The 16,515-nt window shown below is 73.5% G+C and carries 19 protein-coding genes; 12 read left to right on the top strand and 7 right to left on the bottom strand.

Translation table 11 applies throughout. From position 1 onward, the window contains the following. Nucleotides 1-8: 8 nt before the first annotated feature. The 4 genes from KDN32_RS20520 to KDN32_RS20505 are packed head-to-tail and all read left to right on the top strand — an operon-like array spanning nucleotide 9 to nucleotide 3,963. The gene (locus KDN32_RS20520) at nucleotides 9-1,094 is read left to right on the top strand and encodes a hypothetical protein (protein ID WP_211734343.1); all 1,086 of its coding nucleotides are present in this window, start codon (nucleotides 9-11) and stop codon (nucleotides 1,092-1,094) included. Beyond that, nucleotides 1,091-2,206: a hypothetical protein gene (locus tag KDN32_RS20515; RefSeq protein WP_211734341.1), complete on the top strand. Its 1,116-nt coding sequence runs from the start codon at nucleotides 1,091-1,093 to the stop codon at nucleotides 2,204-2,206. The genes KDN32_RS20520 and KDN32_RS20515 overlap by 4 nt, the downstream gene beginning before the upstream one ends. Next, on the top strand, nucleotides 2,203-3,393 hold the full coding sequence (locus KDN32_RS20510; protein WP_211734339.1) for a hypothetical protein: 1,191 nt from the start codon (nucleotides 2,203-2,205) through the stop codon (nucleotides 3,391-3,393). Before KDN32_RS20515 ends, KDN32_RS20510 begins: the two co-directional genes overlap by 4 nt. Nucleotides 3,394-3,399: 6 nt before the next feature. Next, entirely contained in the window at nucleotides 3,400-3,963 is a 564-nt protein-coding gene (locus KDN32_RS20505) for a GNAT family N-acetyltransferase (RefSeq protein ID WP_211734338.1), read from the top strand. A gap of 6 nt (nucleotides 3,964-3,969) precedes the next feature. On the opposite strand, the gene KDN32_RS20500 is transcribed toward KDN32_RS20505, so the two are convergent. Both KDN32_RS20500 and KDN32_RS20495 read right to left on the bottom strand, forming a co-directional pair. After that, nucleotides 3,970-4,650 carry an EcsC family protein gene (locus tag KDN32_RS20500; protein WP_211734336.1) on the bottom strand — a complete coding sequence of 227 codons (681 nt, stop codon included), beginning with the start codon at nucleotides 4,648-4,650 and terminating at the stop codon, nucleotides 3,970-3,972. Between the two features lie 49 nt (nucleotides 4,651-4,699). Further along, complete coding sequence (locus KDN32_RS20495) at nucleotides 4,700-6,082, bottom strand: calcium-binding protein (RefSeq protein WP_211734334.1); 1,383 nt, start codon at nucleotides 6,080-6,082, stop codon at nucleotides 4,700-4,702. 77 nt (nucleotides 6,083-6,159) lie between these two features. Here KDN32_RS20495 and aat point away from each other — a divergent pair, with 77 nt between their 5' ends. The 3 genes from aat (at nucleotide 6,160) to KDN32_RS20480 (ending at nucleotide 7,861) form a co-directional block, all read left to right on the top strand. Further along, complete coding sequence (aat, locus tag KDN32_RS20490; RefSeq protein WP_307854245.1) at nucleotides 6,160-6,843, top strand: leucyl/phenylalanyl-tRNA--protein transferase; 684 nt, start codon at nucleotides 6,160-6,162, stop codon at nucleotides 6,841-6,843. Nucleotides 6,844-6,917: 74 nt separating this feature from the next. Further along, nucleotides 6,918-7,391, top strand: a complete 474-nt coding sequence (locus tag KDN32_RS20485) for a hypothetical protein (protein ID WP_211734332.1) — start codon at nucleotides 6,918-6,920, stop codon at nucleotides 7,389-7,391. A gap of 80 nt (nucleotides 7,392-7,471) precedes the next feature. Next, the gene (locus tag KDN32_RS20480; RefSeq protein ID WP_211734330.1) at nucleotides 7,472-7,861 is read left to right on the top strand and encodes a hypothetical protein; all 390 of its coding nucleotides are present in this window, start codon (nucleotides 7,472-7,474) and stop codon (nucleotides 7,859-7,861) included. Nucleotides 7,862-7,962: 101 nt separating this feature from the next. Here the strand turns inward: KDN32_RS20480 and KDN32_RS20475 are convergent, their stop codons facing one another. Next, the gene (locus KDN32_RS20475) at nucleotides 7,963-8,844 is read right to left on the bottom strand and encodes an Fpg/Nei family DNA glycosylase (protein WP_211734328.1); all 882 of its coding nucleotides are present in this window, start codon (nucleotides 8,842-8,844) and stop codon (nucleotides 7,963-7,965) included. A gap of 46 nt (nucleotides 8,845-8,890) precedes the next feature. On the opposite strand from KDN32_RS20475, the gene KDN32_RS20470 reads away from it, so the two are divergent. Together KDN32_RS20470 and KDN32_RS20465 are read left to right on the top strand one after the other, a co-directional pair. Beyond that, nucleotides 8,891-9,154 (top strand): hypothetical protein, encoded by a 264-nt coding sequence (locus tag KDN32_RS20470; protein ID WP_211734326.1) that lies wholly within the window; start codon nucleotides 8,891-8,893, stop codon nucleotides 9,152-9,154. A gap of 61 nt (nucleotides 9,155-9,215) precedes the next feature. Then, nucleotides 9,216-10,430, top strand: a complete 1,215-nt coding sequence (locus tag KDN32_RS20465; protein ID WP_211734324.1) for an ATP-binding protein — start codon at nucleotides 9,216-9,218, stop codon at nucleotides 10,428-10,430. Between the two features lie 192 nt (nucleotides 10,431-10,622). Here KDN32_RS20465 and KDN32_RS20460 read toward each other — a convergent pair whose 3' ends face one another. Next, nucleotides 10,623-12,038, bottom strand: coding sequence for a dihydrolipoyl dehydrogenase family protein (locus KDN32_RS20460; protein ID WP_211734322.1), 1,416 nt, complete (start codon nucleotides 12,036-12,038; stop codon nucleotides 10,623-10,625). A gap of 180 nt (nucleotides 12,039-12,218) precedes the next feature. Here KDN32_RS20460 and KDN32_RS20455 point away from each other — a divergent pair, with 180 nt between their 5' ends. Beyond that, nucleotides 12,219-13,217 (top strand): TerC family protein, encoded by a 999-nt coding sequence (locus KDN32_RS20455; protein WP_211734320.1) that lies wholly within the window; start codon nucleotides 12,219-12,221, stop codon nucleotides 13,215-13,217. A gap of 36 nt (nucleotides 13,218-13,253) precedes the next feature. On the opposite strand, the gene KDN32_RS20450 is transcribed toward KDN32_RS20455, so the two are convergent. From KDN32_RS20450 to KDN32_RS20440, 3 genes are all read right to left on the bottom strand, one after another. Beyond that, complete coding sequence (locus tag KDN32_RS20450; protein WP_211734318.1) at nucleotides 13,254-14,027, bottom strand: endo alpha-1,4 polygalactosaminidase; 774 nt, start codon at nucleotides 14,025-14,027, stop codon at nucleotides 13,254-13,256. A gap of 4 nt (nucleotides 14,028-14,031) precedes the next feature. Further along, entirely contained in the window at nucleotides 14,032-14,655 is a 624-nt protein-coding gene (locus KDN32_RS20445) for a LysE family translocator (RefSeq protein ID WP_211734317.1), read from the bottom strand. A gap of 190 nt (nucleotides 14,656-14,845) precedes the next feature. Further along, nucleotides 14,846-15,343 carry a hypothetical protein gene (locus tag KDN32_RS20440; protein ID WP_211734315.1) on the bottom strand — a complete coding sequence of 166 codons (498 nt, stop codon included), beginning with the start codon at nucleotides 15,341-15,343 and terminating at the stop codon, nucleotides 14,846-14,848. Nucleotides 15,344-15,636: 293 nt separating this feature from the next. Between KDN32_RS20440 and KDN32_RS20435 the strand changes: the two genes are divergently transcribed. Both KDN32_RS20435 and KDN32_RS20430 read left to right on the top strand, forming a co-directional pair. Next, a complete protein-coding gene (locus KDN32_RS20435) occupies nucleotides 15,637-16,116 on the top strand; it encodes a DUF2087 domain-containing protein (RefSeq protein ID WP_211734313.1) in 480 nt (159 codons plus the stop codon). Nucleotides 16,117-16,141: 25 nt separating this feature from the next. Beyond that, the gene (locus KDN32_RS20430; protein ID WP_211734311.1) at nucleotides 16,142-16,495 is read left to right on the top strand and encodes a UBP-type zinc finger domain-containing protein; all 354 of its coding nucleotides are present in this window, start codon (nucleotides 16,142-16,144) and stop codon (nucleotides 16,493-16,495) included. Nucleotides 16,496-16,515 lie beyond the last annotated feature (20 nt).

Below are 16,515 nucleotides of genomic sequence, written 5' to 3'. Positions count from 1 at the left end.
TCAGCGCCATGAGTCGCGTCGTCCACCTCCACATCGGGGCTCCGAAGACCGGCACGACCTACCTCCAGGACCGGCTGATGCTCAACGCCGGGTCCCTGGCGCGCCACGGCGTGACCATCCCGTCGCAGAACCGCTTCGTCGACACCGACGTCTTCCACTTCCGCGCCGCTCTCGACCTGCTCGAGCAGGACTGGGGCGGTGCGCCCGGCCACGCCAAGGGTGCCTGGGACGCGATGGTCCGGCGCATCGGGCGTGCCGAGGGCAACGTGGTGGTCAGCCACGAGATCCTCGCCGGCGCCAAGCCCGACAAGGTCGCCAAGGCGCTCAACGACCTCGCCGGCAGCGAGGTCCACGTCGTCTACTCGGCCCGCGACCTCGGCCGCCAGCTGCCCGCGGCGTGGCAGGAGTCGATCAAGCAGGGTCGCAAGTGGCCGTTCAAGCGCTTCCTCACCAAGGTCGAGCGTGGCCAGACGTGGATGTTCAACGCGATGGACCTGCCCACCGTGCTGGCCCGCTGGGGCGCCAAGCTGCCGCCCGAGCGGGTGCACGTGGTCACCGTCCCGCACGACCGCGGCCCCAACGGCGACGAGCTCTGGCTGCGCTTCTGCCGCGCCTTCGGCATCGACCCGGCCTGGGCGCCGCTCGACTCCGAGCGCGACAACCGCTCGCTCGGGATCGCCGAGACCTCGTTGCTGCGCAAGCTCAACCGGCGTCTCGAGCTCGGCGTGTGGCGCGAGCCGGCCTACGACGCGCTCATCCGCGAGCTGCTCGCGCAGGAGGTGCTGGTCTCCCGCAAGGCCGTGCCGGTGCGCCTGCCTCCCGATCGCTACGGCTTCGCCGAGGAGCAGGCCGAGCGCTGGATCGAGTGGGTCCGCGGCAGCGGCGTCGACGTCATCGGTGACGTCGAGGACCTGCGCCCGCGCCGTCCCGAGCCGGACGCCGAGTGGCGCGACCCCGACAAGGTGCGCGCCAAGCTCGAGCTCGGCGCCGCCCTCGACGCGCTGACCGTGATGACGCAGGAGGCCGCCAACCGCGCCTCGGCCGACTCCGGCGGCCGGTTGCGCAGCGCGGCCCGACGGCTGCGCGAGCGGTGACCACCCGCGACCGGGCCACCGCGCACGGCTGGGTCGCCCACCTGCGCGGCGGTGGGACGACGCCCTGGCTGGACTGGACGGGCGAGGCCGCGTCGTCCGGTCCGCTGCCGGGCGCCCAGCAGCTCGAGCTGCTGCGCCGGGTCAACCTGGCCTCCGGCGGCAGCACCGACGCCGGCCTGGCAGACCGGGTGCTCGCCACCCCGGCCGCCGGGCGGGGGAAGGCCGACCTGCCCCTGGTCGGCGTCGACGCGTCGGCCTACGGGCCCCGCCCCGTCGACCCCGCCGCCGTCGGCGCCCACGAGCTGCTGCGGGTGGCGAGCGTGCTGCTCGCCGAGGACCTCGTCGCGCTCGGGCCGGACCCGGTCCGGACGTCGTGGGCGCGGCCGTGGCGTCGCCGGTTCCGCCTGGTCGGCGACCCCGTGACGGTCGCCGGGCTGCGCCGCGACCTCGTCGCGCGGGGCCGCCCCGAGGGTGGTCCGCGGCCGTTCCTCGTCGCCGTCGGCGCGCCGCTCGACGAGCTGCTCGCCCGCACGTGGACCCAGCGCTGCTTCGAGACCGGCACCAAGCCCTGGGAGGAGTGGCTGCGGTTCTGGCGCGAGCGCGACCAGCTCCCGGCTCGCGCCGACCTCGTGGGGTCCGTGCACCGTTGGCACGCCCGCCGACCGTTCGTCCGGGTGGTGACCGACCTCGAGCGGCTGCCGCGGCAGGTCGGCGTGCGCCACCTCCCCCACGTCCCGGTCCCCGGCGCCGACCAGGCCGAGCTCGCCCGGCGCGTCGCCGCCGTCGTCGGCCTCCGCGTCCCGGCCGCGGAGCGCCCGGCCCTGATGCGCACCCTGCAGGACCGGATGCCCGGCACCGGCGCCGAGCCCGTGGCGGTCCCGCGACGCGAGCACGACTGGGTCGCGACGTCCGCTGCCCGGGCCGTACGCGCGGTGACCCGTGCTGGCTACCCTGTCGTCGGCGACCTCGCCGCGCTCGAGCCGAGCGGAGCGACGCCGGCCGCGGACGGCGGGCCCGAGCGGGTCCTCGACCTGGCGGTCCGGATGGTCGTCGACCCCGGCTGGCGCACGGCCGGCGCACGGGGACCGAGCGAGGGGCAGGTGGAGCGGTGAGCAGGCGGGTGCTGCTGCACGTGGGCTGCCCGAAGACCGGCACGTCGTACCTCCAGGACGTGCTCTTCCGGAACCAGTCGCTGCTGCGCGAGCACGACGTGCTCTATGCCGCCGACCGCTTCGACGCCCACTTCCTCGCCGCGCTCGACCTGATGACCCTGCCCTGGGGCGGCCTGGAGACGGAGGCCGTCGGGGCGTGGGACCGGCTCGCCGCCCAGGTGCGTGCGTGGCACGGCACCGCGATCATCAGCCACGAGATCTTCGCCCGCGCCACCCCGACCCAGGTCGCCCGCGCGCTGGACTCGCTGGGCGACGCCGAGGTCCACCTCGTGCTGTCCGCGCGCGACCTGGTCCGCCAGATCCCTGCGGAGTGGCAGGAGAACGTCAAGCACCGCAGCCACATCACCTACGCGACGTTCCTCGAGACGATCCGCGACGCGGGTCGCGACTCGAAGATCGGGTCCTGGTTCTGGGCGGTGCAGGAGCTGCCCGACATCCTCGACCGCTGGGGCTCGTCGCTGCCGCCCGAGCGGGTCCACCTGGTGACGGTGCCGCCGCCGGGCTCCGACCGCGGCGAGCTGTGGCGCCGCTTCTCGCGCACCTTCGGCCTCGACGACCTGCCGCTCGACCTCACCGCCGAGCGGGAGAACCCCTCCCTCGGCGTGCCGGAGACGTCGCTGCTGCGCACCATCAACCAGCGGGTCACCTCGATCATCGCGCCGCCCGACTACCGGCCGCTGGTGCGTGAGGTGCTGGCGCACCAGACGTGGTCGCGCAGCGTGTCGTCGGCGCGCCTCGGCCTGGCCCCCGATGACCACGCCTGGGCGCGCGGCCTCTCGGCCCGCTGGGTCGAGACGCTCCGCGCCCGCGGCTACGACGTCGCCGGCGACCTCGACGACCTGCTCGGACCGGAGGCCGGCGACTTCGCCGACCCGGACACGGCCACCGCCGACGAGCTCCTGCCGCCGGCGCTCGACGCGATCAGCGCGCTGCTGGTCGAGGCCGCCCGGCTCCGGGCGGTGGAGGAGCGGCTCCACCAGGAGCTCCGCGACGCGCGCGAGGAGCGCGACCGGGCGCACGCCACCCCGGCCTACCGGGTGCGCCGCAAGATCGTCACGACGCTGGAGGACAGCCCCGCCGGGCGCGGCACGCTCGACGCGTACCGCCGGGTCCGGCGCCGGGGCTGACTGACCATGCACCCGAGCCCCTGGCCCGTCCGGACCGACGACCTGCTCCTGCGCGATCCGGTCGAGGCCGACGTGGACCGCCTGCTGAGGTTCCGCAACGACCCGGGCGTCAACTGGTTCATGGTCCGCACGTACGTCGACCCCGACGAGCTGCGCCGTGAGGTGCTGGCGATCCCGGACAGCCCGACCGACCACTCGTGCGTCGTGGAGCGCGACGGGGAGGTCGTCGCCATCGGCTTCCTCGACGTCGTCGACGGGCCCGGCCAGCCGGGTGCCCCCGAGGGGACCGACGGGCTGATCGGCTACATCGTCGACCCGGCGCACGCGGGTCGGGGCATCGCGACCGCGACCGCCCGCGCGCTGCTCGCAGCGGCGTTCGACCACCTGGGCCTGCGACGCGTGACGGCCGCGGCCAACGCCGACAACCACGCCTCGGTCGCCGTCCTCGAGCGGGCCGGGATGCGCCGCGAGCGGCTGTCGCGCCAGTCGCTGTGGCACCACGAGCTCGGCTGGCTGGACGAGGTCGGCTACGCGATCCTCGCCGAGGAGTGGGCGGCGCTGCGGGACTGAGGTGCCTCAGGGCCGTCGGCGCGCCAGCAGCTCGCGGTCGGCGTAGCGCCCGACCTTCCACGTCGCGAAGCCGTCGGCGCCCGCGCCGACCACGCCGCCGACCACGGGCACCCGGCGCCCGACGGTCGTGGCGAGCCGCTTGCCCACGACCCGGGTGAAGATGTCGGAGGCGACGACCGACGCGATGGTGCCGTCCAGCGACGGGTCGTGGACCGGCGCCGTGGCGAGCGCCATCGGGGTCGCGGGGAGCTTGCGGGTCTTCACCATCTCGGTGACGGTCTCCTCACCGAGCAACAGCGCGAGCACGGCGTTGCGGACCCGCGGGTCGGTGAGGTCGTGGCCGCGCAGGTGGGCGATGCCGGCAGCCATCCGGCACTGGATGATCGCCAGGCCGGTGACGTTGGCCGGGATCGCGACCGTCGCGGTCACCAGCCCCCCGACGTTGGTGGCGAAGCCCTGGGCGCCGGCGATGCGGACGTTGTTCTCGATGACCTCGTGGATCGCGCGCTCGACGTCGCCGCGCTGCTCCTTCAGCTGCTTGTCGGCCGCCACGGCGGCCGGCGCGAGCGGCCCGATGCCGTCGATCGCGCGGTGGAGCGCCTCGCGCACGAAACCGGTGCTCAGCCCGGGCGTGAGCTCCTGGATCTTGGGAGCGAGCTGGCGCCCCACCGTCTGCTTCAGGCCCATGGCCCGATCGTACGGCGGGGCGCCAGCGCGGCGACCGGTCAGCGGTGCGTCAGCGGCGCACCTCGCAGCGCGACAGCTTCTCGCCGTGCAGGCAGCGGTCGCGACCCTCGCCGCCGTCGATCGTGTCGCGCCCGCGACCTCCGTCGAGCAGGTCCGTGCCGTAGCCACCCTGCAGTGCGTCGTTGCCGCCTGCCCCGAAGGCGCGCACGCCGACGTCCTGGCCCTCGGCGTCGAACGTCTCCGCCCGGCCGGAGCCGAACCACCGGATGCGCGCCGACGAGCTCTGCGAGTTGAAGTCGTACTTCTCGATGCCGCCGAAGCGGACGAGCGTGCCGGCCTTCACCGTCATGGTCCGGTCGGGCACCCGCACGACGATCCGGCTCTTGTGCGGCGCGACCGCGAGCGAGGTGTTGGGGGCGAGGGTGTCGCGCCCGGCTCCGCCGCGCACGAGCACCTGGTCGGCCGCCGAGGTGAGCCCGGGGAAGAGCAGGTCGTTGCCCGCACCGCCGACGAGCTCGCTCGTGCCGCTCCCGCTGCCGGCGAACCCCCACGCACCGAGGGAGTCCCGGCCCGGGCCGCCCCACGCCTTCGCCCGCTCGCCCTGCTCGAGGACCACCTCGTCGCGTCCCTCGTCCCCGTGGACCCGGTCGGCACCGTGGCCGGCGCGGATCTCGTCGGCGCCGGGACCGCCGTGGACGACGTCGTCGCCGGGCTCGGCGGGCGCCGGGGCGTAGGGCGGCGCGGTGATCCGGTCGGCGTCGATCAGGTCGTCGCCGCCGCGACCGTCGACGACGTCGTCGCCGCCGCCCGCGTTGATGAAGTCGTCCTTGTCGGTGCCGCGCAGCGTGTCGTCGTGGGCCGAGCCCTCGATCCCGGCAGCGAAGACGATCGGGGCGATGGTGTCGGTGCCCTCGCCGGTGGCGGTGCCGGCGACGAGGTCGACGGTGACCGGACCGGTGGCGTCGCGGAAGGAGACCTGGTCCCAGTAGCCGCGGTCGACGGGGTCGAGGTCCTCGGCCTGCGGGTCGTGGCCGAGGTCGACGTAGTCGTCGCCCGGCCCCGGGACCACCAGGTCGCCCCAGAAGTCGTCGTCCGGGACGTAGACCCCGTCGAGGCCGCCGAACAGGCGGTCGTCGCCCTCGCCGCCGCGGACGGTGTCGTCACCGCCGAGCGCGCAGATCGTGTCGTTGCCCCCGGCGCCGTCGATGGTGTCGCGGGCCTCGGTGCCGACGATCACGTCGTCACCCGGAGTGCCGGTCACGGGCGCGGTCTCGGTGACGTCGGTGATCTCGCCGGGCGGCGTGGGCACCACGATCGTGGCGACCTTGCCGTCGCAGGTGACGGCAGCGCTGGCCGGTGAGGTGCCGACGAGCGCGGTCAGCGAGAGCGCGCCGGTGAGCGCGAGGGTGGTCAGGGTCGTCGTGCGTCGCATCGTGGTCCTCCGAGTCGGGTGATGTCGTGCAGGAGACGCCGTACCCGTGGGAAAAGTTGTTCGCTACCGTGCGAGGCGTGCCCCTCGCCCCCGATCCGACGCCGTGGGCATTCCCGCACCACTCCACCTGGGACCCCGACGACGACCTGGTCGCTCTCGGCGCCGACCTCGAGGCCGGCACCCTGCTCACGGCGTACGGCCTGGGCCTCTTCCCGATGCCGGTGACCCTCGAGCGCGAGGAGCTCGGCTGGTTCTCCCCGGTCGAGCGCGGGGTGCTCCCGCTGGCGGGGATGAAGGTCTCCCGCTCGCTGCGTCGCGCGGCGCGGACCTTCGAGATCCGGGTGGACACCGCCTTCGACGAGGTCGTCGCCGGGTGCGGCAGCCCCGACCGGCCGGACGGCTGGATCACCCCGGACTTCGCGCGGGCCTACGGCCGCCTGCACCGGCTCGGCTGGGCCCACTCGGTCGAGGCCTGGCGCGACGGCCGGCTCGCGGGCGGGCTCTACGGCGTGTGCATCGGCGGGCTGTTCGCCGGGGAGTCGATGTTCCACCGCGAGCGCGACGCGTCGAAGGTCGCGCTGCTCGGGCTGGTCGACCTGCTCGCCGATGAGCACGCGGAGCGCCGGGTCCTCGACGTGCAGTGGCAGACGCCGCACCTGGCCACGCTCGGCGTCGTGCGCCGCTCGCGTGCGGAGTACCTCGAACAGCTCGCCGTCGCGCTGCGCCTGCCGCCCCCGGCCGGCCTCGGAATGGACGATTGACCGGCGCCACGACAGGGTAGGCACCCTGTGACACTCGGTGACGCGACCGCCGCGTCCCAGCGAAGGGGAGCCCCATGACCGTCCGTACCCGCCTCACCACCACCGCCGCCGTCCTGCTGGTCGGCGCCGTCACCGCGGCGTGCGGCGGCTCCGCCGGGGGCGCGCCGTCCGACGCGAGCAAGGACGACTTCTGCAAGGCCCAGACCAGCCTGTTCACCAACCTCGACATCGACGTGACCGACCCGGAGGGTGGGCTGCCGTCGGAGAAGGAGATGGCCGACGCGATGCACACGTGGGCCGACAAGATCTCCGAGGTCGGCACGCCGGAGGGCATCTCCGACGACGCCCGCGACGGTTTCGAGGAGACGGTCAAGGCCGCGCAGGACATCTCCGAGGCCGACCTCAAGTCCCCCGACCTCGACGCCCTCGAGAGCGACATGTCGGAGAGCGCGAAGAAGAACGTCGAGGCGTTCTCGACCTACGTCACCGACACGTGCGGCTCGATGTTCGGCGACCTCGATATGCCGGAGGTCCCCGACGCCGGCTGAGGCGACTTGTCGAAGCCGCTGACCGATCAGGTGGGCGCCGGTAGCATGCCGAGCAGGGCACTGGACAAGGGGAGGGCGCCGTGGCCATCACACGTGAGGGAAAGATCTGCTCCTTCTGCGCGACCCCGGGTGGCACCGGGACCGACGTGGAGCTGATCGGCGGGCTCGGTGCGCACATCTGCGTGCCCTGCCTCAACGACTTCCACGCCATCATGCAGGACCCCGAACGCGTGGCGATCGCCAAGAAGTCGTCGCCGTGGGACCGCATGCCCGACACCGAGCTGCTCGCGACGTTGCCGCAGATCCTCGCGTCGGCCGAGCAGAACGCGTTCTTCGCCCAAGAGTGGGTCGACCTGCTGCGCGAGCGGGGGGTGACCTGGGCCGAGATCGGCCGGGTGCTCGGCGTCTCGCGACAGGCGGCGTGGGAGCGGTTCACCAAGAAGCCGACGCGAAAAACCGCGTCTGCATGACCGAACGGCGTGCGTCAGGGTAGGCTTGACGCACGTTGGTCGGGCTGTCACGGGGGTGAGCCCGACCAACGCTCATTTCCCGGGCGGTGTGCTCGGCGGCGCTACTTCAGCAGCCGCGACATCCTGCGGTCGGCCAACGGCTTCCCGCCGGTCTGGCAGGTCGCGCAGTACTGCAGGCTCGAGTCGGCGAAGGACACCTCGCGCACGACGTCGCCGCAGACCGGGCACGCCTGGCCGGTCCGTCCGTGGACCGCGAGGTTGCTCTTCTTCTCGCCCTTGAGCTCGCTGGCCGCGAGCCCGCTCGAGCGCGCCACCGCGTCGCCGAGGGTGGTGCGGATCGCGTCGTACAGCGTCGTGAGGTCGTCGTCCTCGAGGCTGCTGGCCGGCTTGAACGGTGACATCCGGGCGGCGTGCAGGATCTCGTCGGAGTAGGCGTTGCCGATGCCGGCGATGATCGACTGCATCCGCATCACGCCCTTGATCTGCTTGCGGCCCTCCCGCTGGAGGATCTCGCGCAGCACGTCGGGGGTGAAGTCGTCCGACAGCGGGTCGGGCCCGAGCCGGGCGATGCCCTCGACCTCCTGCGGGTCGCGGACGACGTAGATCGCCAGGCCCTTCTTGGTGCCGGCCTCGGTGATGTCGAGGCCGGGCTGGGCGTCGAGGTCGGGGTCGTCGATCACCACGCGCGCAGCCAGGGGGTTCTTGCCTCCCGGGCGTGCGGGGGTCGCCGGCACCTCGTCTCGCCAGCGGATCCACCCGGCCCGCGCGAGGTGGACGACGAGGTGCACGCCGCTGGCGTCGACGTCGAGGAACTTGCCGTGCCGGGTGACGTCGTCGACCAGGGTGCCGTGCAGCGCGTGCAGCGGCGGGTCGAAGGTCTTCAGCGCGCTGAACGCGGCGAGGTCGACGCGGCTGATCGCGCGGCCGACGAGGCGGCCGCGCAGGTCCTGGGCGAGGGCTTCGACCTCGGGCAGCTCGGGCACGAGGCCGAGTCTAGGCAGAGCCTTGTGGTCGGGGTCACAATGGAACATGGCCCAGCAGCGCACACCTCGCACCGGGACGGTCTTCCTCGACCCCCGCGGTGAGGACCGCTCGCTCCGGGTCACCTGGCACCACGAGTCCCAGCTGGTCGTGCTGTCGCTGTGGCGCGACAACGTCTGCGCGGGCACGTTCCGGCTCGCCGCCGACGAGGTGCCCGACCTGATCGCGCTGCTGCGCCGCGGCCTCGACGACGCCTACGACACCGCGCGCACACGGGTCGAGCGGGTCGACCGGGCGCCCGAGGCGGGCTGAGCGACTCGCGGACTATCCGGCAATCTAGGTCAGCGCCTAGATTCCCCGATAGCGTCCGATCATGGACCCGATCCGCAACCCGTACGCCCCGGGTGCCGGCCAGCGCCCGCCCGAGCTGGCGGGCCGCGACGAGCAGCTCGCCGCGTTCGACGTCGTGCTCGAGCGGGTCGCGAAGGGCCGCCCCGAGCGGAGCCTGGTGCTCACCGGGCTGCGCGGCGTCGGCAAGACCGTGCTGCTCAACGCGCTGCGCGGCACGGCGGTCCGCAAGGGCTGGGGCACCGGCAAGCTCGAGGCCCGCCCGGGCCAGGGGCTGCGGCGCCCGCTGAGCAGCGCGCTGCACCAGGCGGTGCGCGAGCTGGGGCACCGCGACGAGGAGTCGGTCGACCACGTCCTGGGAGTCCTGAAGTCCTTCGCCCAGCGCGACGCGGGCGCGGGCGCGCGGCTCAAGGACCAGTGGAGCCCCGGCATCGACGCGCCCCCCGTGCGCGGTCGTGCCGACTCCGGCGACATCGAGATCGACCTGGTCGAGCTCTTCACCGACCTCGGCGGGCTCGCGGCCGACGTCGGCAAGGGCGTCGCGGTCTTCATCGACGAGATGCAGGACCTCGGGCCCGACGACGTGTCCGCGCTGTGCGCGGCCTGTCACGAGCTCAGCCAGTCGGGCCTGCCGGTCATCGTGGTGGGCGCCGGCCTGCCCCACCTGCCCGCGGTCCTCAGCGCCAGCAAGTCCTACAGCGAGCGGCTCTTCCGCTACCAGCGCATCGACCGGCTCACCCGCGAGGCCGCCGACCGCGCGCTCGAGGCGCCGGCCGCCGACGAGGACGCGGCCTACGAGCCCGACGCGCTGGCCGCGATGTACGCCGCGACCGGCGGCTACCCCTACTTCATCCAGGCCTACGGCAAGGCGGTCTGGGACCTCGCGCCCCGCTCGCCGATCACCGCCGCCGACGTGGCGGTGGCCGCGCCGGAGGCCGAGTCGGAGCTCGCGGTCGGCTTCTTCGGCTCGCGCTACGAGCGGGCCACGCCCGGGGAGCGCGACTACCTGATGGCGATGGCCGACGTGGCCGCGCAGGCAGACGAGGCGGAAGGCTCCGCCGACGTCGACGGCGGCGCCGTGCTGAGCGCCGACGTCGCCGCCGCCCTCGGCAAGAAGCCCCAGTCGCTCTCGCCGGCGCGCGACTCGCTGCTGAAGAAGGGCCTGGTCTACTCCGGCGAGCGGGGCCGGATCGCGTTCACCGTCCCCCACTTCGGGCGCTACCTCCGCGAACGGGGCTGACGGCTCCGCCTCTCGGTGGTTGAGGTGCGAGCGCAGCCCGGGCTCCTCGGTGGTTGAGGTGCGAGCGCAGCCCGGGCTCCTCGGTGGTTGAGGTGCGAGCGCAGCGAGCCTCGAAACCACGCGCGAGCTGGGGTCGCTGGGTTTCGAGGCTCGTCGCTGGCGCTCCTCGCACCTAACCACCGAAGAGAGGCATCAGTCTGGCGGGGTCCGGAACTCCCGGGGCAGCTCCTCGAGCAGCCGCAGCCACAGCTCGGCGGCGGTGGGGTACGACGCGACGGCGTGGCGCAGCACGTGGACCGGCACCCCGCCGGTGATCGCGACGGTGGCGGCGTGGACCAGCTCGCCCGCCTCCGGGCCGACGAAGGTGGCGCCGAGCAGCAGCCGCGACTGGGTGTCGACGACCAGCTGGGCGTCGCCGACGACGTGGTCGCGCAGCAGGCCGGTGCCGGCGGCCGAGGAGGTCGGCACCCGTGACGTCACGACGTCGTGGCCGGCGTCGCGCGCCTGCGCCTCGGTCATCCCGACCGAGGCGACCTCCGGCTCGGTGAACACCACCTGCGGCACCGGTGCCTCGCGGTCGGGCTCCCACGCCACCTCGCCGGCAGCGGCCGCGGCGATCCGGGCGCCGACGACCCGCGCCTGGTGCTTGCCCCAGTGGGTGAGCGGCGGGCCGCCGCTCGCGTCGCCGACCGCGTGCAACCACTCCGGCAACCGGCCCCCGGTGACGTCGTCCGGGGTGACGCCGAAGGAGTCCAGGCCGACGTCGTCGAGCCGCGGGGAGCGGCCGATCGCGAGGAGCAGCTCGTCGGCCTCGACCTCACCGGCCGACGTCGTGAGGGTGACGGCGCCGCCGTGCACGCGTCCGGTGCCGGTCGCCTCCGCGGCGTCGCGGCGTACGTCCGTCACCTCGGCGCCCAGGTGCACCGTCACCCCGCGCTCGCGCAGGCCCTCGAGCACCGCGTCGGAGGCGAACGGCTCCACCCGGCCGAGCAGCCGCCGGTCCCGGACCAGCAGCGTGACCTGCGACCCGAGGGCCGTCATCCAGACCGCGGCCTCGCACGCGACGACCCCACCGCCGACGATCGCGAGCCGGTCCGGCACCTCGACCACACCGGTGGCGTCGCGGGAGTCCCACGCCTGCACGTCGGCGTAGAGGTCGGGCACCCGGGCGACGCTCCCGGTGGCGAGGACGACGGCACGGCGGCCGCGGACGGTCGTGGTGCCCTCCGACGAGACGACCGAGACGGTGCGTTCGCCGGAGAGCCGGCCGTGGCCGCGCAGCACGTCGATCCCGGCGCCCTCGGCCCACGTGACCTGCCCGGAGTCGTCGTAGTGCGACACCCAGGCGTCGCGGCGCTCGAGCAGCGCCTTGGGCGCGACGTGGGCGGTCGACACGCCGGGCAGGTCGGCGGTGATGTCGGCGACCGCCACCGGGCGCAGCAGCGCCTTGCTGGGCATGCACGCCCAATAGCTGCACTCGCCGCCGAGCAGCTCGCCCTCGACGAGCGCCGCGGTCATGCCGGTGCCCTCGACGGCGTACTGGGCGGCGTTCTCGCCCGCCGGTCCGCCGCCGATCACGACGACGTCGTACTCCCTGGTCTGGTCCATGACCCGACCATACGGGTGAGCGGGTTTGGCGCGCCCTTGCCGCTTCAACTAAAATTCCCCACGAGGGGAGTACCCCATCCAACATCCGTCGGTCAGTACGGTGCCTCGACAGGCACCCCGGCGGAGACCGCCACTCGGAGCGGTGGGGGAGACCTCAGGCACTGACACCTGAGGAGACCCATGTCGTCCATCGCGTCCCCCACCCTGTGGTTCATCACCATCGGCGTGGTGCTCGCCCTGCTCGTCGTCGACTTCATCGCCACGCGCAAGCCGCACGAGGTGAAGATGAAGGAGGCCATCGCCTGGTCGGCCTTCTACGTCGCCCTGCCGCTCGCGTTCGGCCTCTACGTCTGGACCCAGTACGGCGGTGACCGCGGGCTGGAGTACTACACCGGCTACCTCGTCGAGAAGACGCTCAGCGTCGACAACCTGTTCGTCTTCATGCTGCTGCTCGCGGCGTTCGCCGTGCCGGAGGCGCTCAAGCAGCGCGTGCTGCTCTACGGCATCGTCGGCGCGCTCGTGCTGCGCGGCATCTTCATCGCGCTCGGCGCCGCCGCGCTCTCGCGCTTCGACTGGGTCTTCCTGATCTTCGGCCTGATCCTGCTCGCCACCGGCGTCAAGCTGCTGCGCGACGCGATCAAGGGCCAGGAGCACGAGGTCGAGGTCTCCGACATGCGCGTGGTCAAGCTGATGCGCCGCATCATGCCGGTCACCGACGACTACGAGGGCGCCAAGCTCACCGTGGTCAAGAACGGCGCCCGCGCGCTCACCCCGTTCGCCCTGGTCACCGTCGCGGTGTTCGCCACCGACGTCGTCTTCGCCGTCGACTCGGTCCCGGCCGTCTACGGCATCACCGGCGACCCGTACCTCGTGTTCGTCACCAACGCCTTCGCGCTGCTCGGCCTCCGGGCGCTCTACTTCGTCCTCGAGGGCGCGCTCGGCGCGCTGGAGCACCTGTCCTACGGCCTCGCCGCGATCCTCGGCTTCATCGGCTTCAAGCTGGTCCTTCACTGGGCCCACCTGGTCTGGCCGTCGGTCCCCGACGTGCCGACCCTGATGTCGCTCTTCGTGATCGTCGGCATCCTCGGCATCACGATCGCGACGAGCCTGGTCGCCAACAAGCGGAAGAAGGCTGCCCGGTCGGCCGACTCCTCCGACGAGGCCGTCGGCACGCACTGAGCCACGGCTCCACCCGCACGACCCGGACGGCGTACGTCAGCACCAGCGGCGTACGCCGTCCGGCGTGAGGTCGCGGTCGCGCAGCACCAAGGCGAGCCGGTCGCCGAAGCCCTCGCAGGTCCGCCGGAAGTCGCGGGCGCGGTACTCCACGACCAGCACCTGGTCGCCGTAGACGTCGGTGTAGTCACCGCACTCGTCGTAGCGCCCGCACTCCTCGGCGACCGCGAAGTCGAAGCCGACCCGGGTGCCGTCCCAGCCGGCGCGGTTCTTCTGCCCGGCGGCCAGCCCGGCGTCGTGGGCCGCGGCCACCAGCAGCCGTGCGTACGCCGTCGCGTGGCGGGCCCGCAGCAGCCCACGGCTGCGGGTGAAGGAGTCGAGGTTGTCGTACTCCACGGCGTCGAAGCCGTCGCGGGCGCAGCCGGCGGTCCAGCGACCGACGATCCGGACGAGCCGCTCGCGCTTCGCAGGGGTGCGGAGGTCGAGCAGCCACTCGCCCCACGCCTCGTCGCGGACCAGGCGCCCGGAGTCGTCGCGCAGGAGGAGGTCGCCCCGCGCGCGCCAGAACCGACGCGCGCCGGGCTGGGTCTGGAAGCCGTTGACGTAGCAGACGTTGTAGGCGCCCGGTGCCGGCGTCGCGGTGCGGTCGCGCACCACGATGCCGACGTTGTCGGGGACGTAGGCCGGTCCGCCGAGCTGGTAGTCGACGTCGGTGCCGGTGGGGAGCGGGACCGGGTCGGCGTGTGCCGCCACCGGGCCCAGCAGGAGGGCGGCGAGGAGCGTCGGGAGCAGGGTCCCGAGGAGGCGTCGCACGGCGTCAGTCGACCGTCAGCATGGTCGCGCCGAGCCCGATCATCATCGTGCCGCCGGTGGCGCTGAGCGCGTCGAGCCGGGTGGGCCGCCGGGCGAACCAGGTGCGGGCCGCGCCCGCTGCCAGGGCCCAGATGCTGTCGGACGCGGCCGCCATCACGCCGAACACCACGCCGAGCAGCATCGTCTGGGCCGCGACCGCCCCGCCGGGATCGGTGAACTGCGGCAGGAAGGCGACGAAGAAGACGATCGTCTTGGGGTTGGTGGCCCCGACGGTGAAGCCGATCCGGACCGGGTGGCCGCGGCGGACCGGGGTCGCGGTCATCATCGCCACCCGCGCGTCGGCGCGGTGCCGGATCGCCTGGACGCCCAGCCACACGACGTAGCCGGCGCCGAGCAGCTTGACCACGGTGTAGGCCGTCGCGCTCGCCGCGACGATCGCCCCGAGCCCGACGGCGACCAGCGCGACCTGCACGACGAGGCCGAGCGCGTTGCCCACGACGGACAGCAGCGCCTCGCGCCGCCCGACGGTCAGTGCCCGGCCGATGGTGAACAGCAGGCTCGGTCCGGGGACCTGGATGAAGAGGATCGACGCGACGAGGAACGCGACCCACTGGCTCGACGACGGCATGGCACCAGTGTGGGGCCACGCCGCCGCCGGTGTCACCGGACTTCGCTGGTCGAGGAGGTCGCGCGTCTCGGTGGTTGAGGTGCGAGCGCAGCGAGCCTCGAAACCACACCCGTCGGGGCAGGTCTCGAGGCTCGTCGCTGGCGCTCCTCGCACCTCGACCGCCGAGGGTCGAGGGGGTGGGTGCCTGACCTCAGCAGCCGCAGGAGTAGTAGGTGATGTCCCAGTGGTTGCTCTCGCGGGCGTAGACGTTGCCGGACGGCGCGGTGTAGAGCGCGGCGCCGTCGCTGCGGGTGCCGGAGTAGGAGTAGTGGCTGGTGATGTAGCTGCTCACGCAGGTGGTGGGGCTGACGTCGACCTTGTAGCCGTTCCAGTGGCTGTAGGTGCCGGACGCGTGGCCGGTCTCGGTGCCGCCGGTGATGGTGATGGCGCAGCCGGAGATCGACGTGAAGGTCGTGATGCCGTCGACGGTGGCCTGGTTGATCTGCTCGTAGGAGGTGCAGGTGCCGACGTTGCGGTTGGTGCACCCGCCGCTGGACGAGCGGGAGATCCCGGCCGCCGACAGCTGGCTGGCGGCCTGGGAGTCGGTGAGCTTGGTGACGGCGAACGAGGGGCCGGCGAGGCCGGCGACCGCGACGAACGAGCCGAGCAGGGCCACGGCGGCCCTGGTGGTGATGGCGTGGTTGCGCATGCGTGCTCCATGGGTCGTGGCGAGACCCCCGATGGCCTCGCCGCTGCTCCCACCCGATCCGATGGAGGCCGTGCGGGTCAACCCTGCGCGGGTGAATTCGGGTCGCCTCGCGCCTGAGTCTCTGGGAGACTCAGCGGTGAGGGCGACGTCCAGCGCCCAGCCGACGCGACGGCCCCAGTCCGCGCGAGGTGGCGAAGGGGAGCAGATCCTCGGGCGGTCCGAGACGAGTTGTTCGACGCGACGCCCGCTGCGGTGGCGCACTGGGGGCGCGGTGCAGCCGAGGTGATCGAAGGATGACGAAGGACAGCGACGTCAAGCAGGTCGTGCGCGCCCGGATGGCGCGGACGGGCGAGACCTACACGGCCGCACGTGCGGCGGTGCTGGCGACGCCGGATCCGCGCCGGGAGGCGTACGCCGTGGCGCGCGCGGAGCAGGAGCGGCTGGTCGGCCGGCTCTTCAGCGACGGGCGCATCGAGCGGGTGCCGGCCAGGCGGAAGGTGCGCGCCGCGGTGCTGCTCGAGGTGCTGGCGCGCTTCGAGCCGGGCCGGACGTACTCCGAGAAGGAGGTCAACGAGGTGCTGCTCGGGGTGCACGAGGACTTCGCCTACCTGCGCCGCGAGCTGGTGAACTACCACTACCTCCGCCGCGAGGACGGCCGCTACCGCACGGCTGAGGCCGCGCCGCAGCGCAGCGCCCAGCAGCGCCAGGAGATCCCGGCGTGGGAGGAGCACTGGCTGCCCGGCTTCCTCGCGGGTCGTGCCTCTGGCCAGTGAGTCGCCGAGGGGGCAGTCTGGTGCCATGAGCACCGCTGCCCCCGAGGGCATCGACCCCTCCGTCCCCCCGTCCGGCACCGGCTGCGTGGAGTGCGAGGAGGCGGCCGGCTGGTGGGTGCACCTGCGCCGCTGTGCGCAGTGCGGCCACGTCGGGTGCTGCGACAGCAGCCCCGGCCAGCACGCCACCGCGCACTTCCGCGCGACCGGCCACCCGGTCATGCAGAGCTTCGAGCCGGGCGAGGACTGGTTCTGGGACTTCGCCCGCGAGACCGGCCTTGAGGGTCCACGCCTCGCCGACCCGCAGGCCCACCCCGAGGAACAGCCGGCCCCCGGCCCGGCCGGCCGCGTCCCGCCGGACTGGCGCGACCACGTGCACTGAGCCGGGTCAGCAGCCCAGCC

This window comes from Nocardioides palaemonis, assembly GCF_018275325.1.
Taxonomy (GTDB): Bacteria; Actinomycetota; Actinomycetes; order Propionibacteriales; family Nocardioidaceae; genus Nocardioides; species Nocardioides palaemonis.
The sequence above is the reverse complement of the archived record's forward strand: the minus strand, read 5'-3'. Positions and strand labels throughout refer to the sequence as shown.

Bases quoted from the DNA above. Each gene is read 5' to 3' on its own strand.
- KDN32_RS20435 (WP_211734313.1), top strand. From the start codon at position 15,637: ATGACGAAGGACAGCGACGTCAAGCAGGTCGTGCGCGCCCGGATGGCG.
- KDN32_RS20495 (WP_211734334.1), bottom strand. From the start codon at position 6,082: ATGCGACGCACGACGACCCTGACCACCCTCGCGCTCACCGGCGCGCTC.
- KDN32_RS20460 (WP_211734322.1), bottom strand. From the start codon at position 12,038: ATGGACCAGACCAGGGAGTACGACGTCGTCGTGATCGGCGGCGGACCG.
- KDN32_RS20465 (WP_211734324.1), top strand. From the start codon at position 9,216: ATGGACCCGATCCGCAACCCGTACGCCCCGGGTGCCGGCCAGCGCCCG.
- KDN32_RS20485 (WP_211734332.1), top strand. From the start codon at position 6,918: ATGACCGTCCGTACCCGCCTCACCACCACCGCCGCCGTCCTGCTGGTC.
- KDN32_RS20440 (WP_211734315.1), bottom strand. From the start codon at position 15,343: ATGCGCAACCACGCCATCACCACCAGGGCCGCCGTGGCCCTGCTCGGC.
- KDN32_RS20455 (WP_211734320.1), top strand. From the start codon at position 12,219: ATGTCGTCCATCGCGTCCCCCACCCTGTGGTTCATCACCATCGGCGTG.
- KDN32_RS20445 (WP_211734317.1), bottom strand. From the start codon at position 14,655: ATGCCGTCGTCGAGCCAGTGGGTCGCGTTCCTCGTCGCGTCGATCCTC.
- KDN32_RS20520 (WP_211734343.1), top strand. From the start codon at position 9: ATGAGTCGCGTCGTCCACCTCCACATCGGGGCTCCGAAGACCGGCACG.
- KDN32_RS20505 (WP_211734338.1), top strand. From the start codon at position 3,400: ATGCACCCGAGCCCCTGGCCCGTCCGGACCGACGACCTGCTCCTGCGC.
- KDN32_RS20430 (WP_211734311.1), top strand. From the start codon at position 16,142: ATGAGCACCGCTGCCCCCGAGGGCATCGACCCCTCCGTCCCCCCGTCC.
- KDN32_RS20470 (WP_211734326.1), top strand. From the start codon at position 8,891: ATGGCCCAGCAGCGCACACCTCGCACCGGGACGGTCTTCCTCGACCCC.
- KDN32_RS20500 (WP_211734336.1), bottom strand. From the start codon at position 4,650: ATGGGCCTGAAGCAGACGGTGGGGCGCCAGCTCGCTCCCAAGATCCAG.